Source organism: Mycobacterium sp., from assembly GCF_035697385.1.
In the GTDB taxonomy this organism is placed as follows: domain Bacteria; phylum Actinomycetota; class Actinomycetes; order Mycobacteriales; family Mycobacteriaceae; genus Mycobacterium.
This window is the reverse complement of the sequence record NZ_DASSCY010000157.1, coordinates 1-2,500: the sequence shown is the minus strand read 5'-3', so window position 1 is coordinate 2,500 and position 2,500 is coordinate 1. Positions and strand designations below refer to the sequence as shown.

The following is a 2,500-nucleotide window of genomic DNA, read 5'->3' as shown; positions in this document are numbered from 1 at the left end:
CGAGCCGATAAGCGCCACCACGATCGCGATGGCGCCCAGGATCCCGGAGAAGAAGTTCGGGTGGAACAGCTCGGCCACGATCCCGTAGAAGCCGATGGTGAACAGCAGGAACGCGATGTTCGGGTCACTCAGCAGGTGCAGAAACTCCTGCCCGAAGTTCATGTCCAGGTCACGCAGGCTCGTCCCGCTCAGCTGAGGCAGCGGCTGCCCGTTGAATTCGTACTCATAGCCATCGGCTCGCTCGCCTTCGTCGATCGCAGCGAAGAGCGCATCGGTGTCGCCGGCCAGGAGGTCGACGACCGGCGGATCCATGGCCACTGCTTCGTTGGCGTCGACGCTGGCCGCCTCCCGCACGGCCGATTCCGCCCAGTCAGCGTTCCGCTCGTGATCGTTTGCCAGGGCGCGAATGCGCGCGACCGCGTCGTTGGTGACCTTCGCGGCAAGGGTCTCGGGCAGGTCCTCGCCTCCGCCACCCACCACCGACGCGGCGCCGATGTTCGTGTTCGGCGCCATCGCCGCCACGTCGGCCGCGAGCGTGATGAAGGTCGCTGCAGAGCCCGCTCGCGCGCCCTCCGGCGCCACCCAGGCGATGACCGGCACCTCGCTGGCCAGGATCGCCTTGATGATCCGATCCATGCTGGTCAGCTCGCCGCCCGGCGAATCGATCACGATCAGCGCCGCCGCATCCCCGTTCTCGGCGGCGACCCGCAGCGCCTCCTCGATGTAGGCGGCGTTGACCTGGTCGATGACTCCGGTCAGCTCGATCCGCGCGACCTGGTCGGCATCGGCGGCAACCGGCGCTGCCAGACCGATGATTCCCAGCGCCAGGGCAATGGCTGCAAGGGCACGGCGGAGCATGCGTCGAGTATATCGGTGGTCATCTCAATCGCCCGCACGGCGACCAAGCCCGCGGGTGCCACCGCGCGAGTGGAAACGTTGCTCGGTGACCGGCACGTTACGCGCCTCGTCGCGTCGCGACTTGAAAGCTGCGCTCCTCACGGCACGTTATCCGGCGGCTGCGCCTGATCCGAAGCACGTTCACGCTCAACTCGGGCGCCCGATCAGGTCATGCGCCGGCTAATGAGTCGCTGCGAGCCCAATTTTCAAGTCGCGCTGCGCTCGACGACGCCCAAGCTGGCCGCCACCAGCTGCGACCAGGTCTCCAGCCGATCCCAGGCCGCGCCGAGCTCGTCGGCATCAGCGAACCGGCCGACGAGCTTGTCATGCTCGCGCACCGCGACGGCGCGCCCATCGGCCTCGACGGTGAAGACGACGCCGAGATGGACGGCGCCGACCGGGTTGCTGTCGTCGTTGAGCAGGCCCACAAGGCGGAACTCGGGCTGCCAATCGGCCTCGAGCTCCTCCGCCCATTCACGGCGCAGGCCGGCCATGAGCGCATCCTCCCCCTCGTCGACGGGATTGAGATGTCCACCGACACCGATGCTGGCCTTGCCGTGCAGGCGGGCGTCGCCGCCCGCATCGGTCCGCTCCATGAGGAAGACCCCACTGCCGTCGCGGACCACGACATAGGGAATGAGCTGCTTGTGGGATGGGTCGTCCTCGGCGTGCGGGCGGTCCAGGTAGCGACCATGCGCCGCCACCGCCTGACGGAGAGCCGATAGCGCGTCCGCATCGGCTTCCCTGATGCCCCGAAAGTCACAGCCGCCGGGCACCTGGGCTCTCGGCAGGACCAGCACGCGTTCGGGCATGGCACGAGTCTATCGGCGAGCGTGTCAGGTGATTGGCAAGGTGGCGTCGTTACGGTCCTTGCTCACCATTCCGCACCCCTCTACCCCGGACTCCCGAATCTTCCGTGAGAGCGGTGCGCAAGGTCACCAAATGAGTTCGGAACCAGTAGTCAGGGGCCTCCGCTGGTACTAAGGTACCGCCCCTAGCGCAGAGGAAATCAAGCACTTCCCAGGGGGCCACGACGCCGTATATGCCCGACGGCGTGACCGCCCGACAGGTGCCCACACCATGTCGGATCCAGTCGTATCTCCAGATCTCGCGCACTCCGAGACGCCTTCGCGTCGAGGCCAGTCCCTCGTGGAGTTCGCCCTGCTCCTTCCTCTGCTTCTCACGATCCTTCTTGGAATCGCCGATTTCGGCCGCGTGTTTCAGGCGGGCATCATCATGGAGTCCGCCGCGCGAGCGGCCGCTGAAGCGGGTGCGCTGGAGTATCTCCGCGAAGTGGACGACAAACCTGCTGCGTACGTCCCGGCATACGACCGGATTCGGCAGGTCGCCATCGCCGTAGCCTGCAAGGAGGCGCGTCTGCCCAATGCCGATCCGCCCGGCTGCGCGACAGGGCCAGCCATTCGGGTGTGCATCCACGACACTGCGGCGCTCGACACCAACTGCGGTGACGGCTCCCCGGCCCCTATCCCCAGCGGTCAGTGCGCTGACCTGACCGCGGCGATGAGTCCGGCTAGCACTCTTGCCGTTCAGCCGACAGCGGCAAACCCATTACCGCGCGGTGCCTATGTCGAAGTGCGAACGT

The 2,500-nt window shown here is 66.9% G+C and carries 3 protein-coding genes; 1 reads left to right on the top strand and 2 read right to left on the bottom strand.

The window, feature by feature from the left end; translation table 11 throughout:
• Both VFH65_RS13260 and VFH65_RS13255 read right to left on the bottom strand, forming a co-directional pair.
• Positions 1–858: NfeD family protein (locus VFH65_RS13260; RefSeq protein ID WP_353322109.1), on the bottom strand; the 858-nt coding region annotated here is incomplete at its 3' end.
• Positions 859–1,103: 245 nt separating this feature from the next.
• Entirely contained in the window at positions 1,104–1,709 is a 606-nt protein-coding gene (locus VFH65_RS13255; RefSeq protein ID WP_353322107.1) for a hypothetical protein, read from the bottom strand.
• A gap of 268 nt (positions 1,710–1,977) precedes the next feature.
• Between VFH65_RS13255 and VFH65_RS13250 the strand changes: the two genes are divergently transcribed.
• Positions 1,978–2,500, top strand: a 523-nt coding sequence (locus tag VFH65_RS13250) for a TadE/TadG family type IV pilus assembly protein (protein WP_353322105.1), incomplete at its 3' end; no start/stop codon positions are given.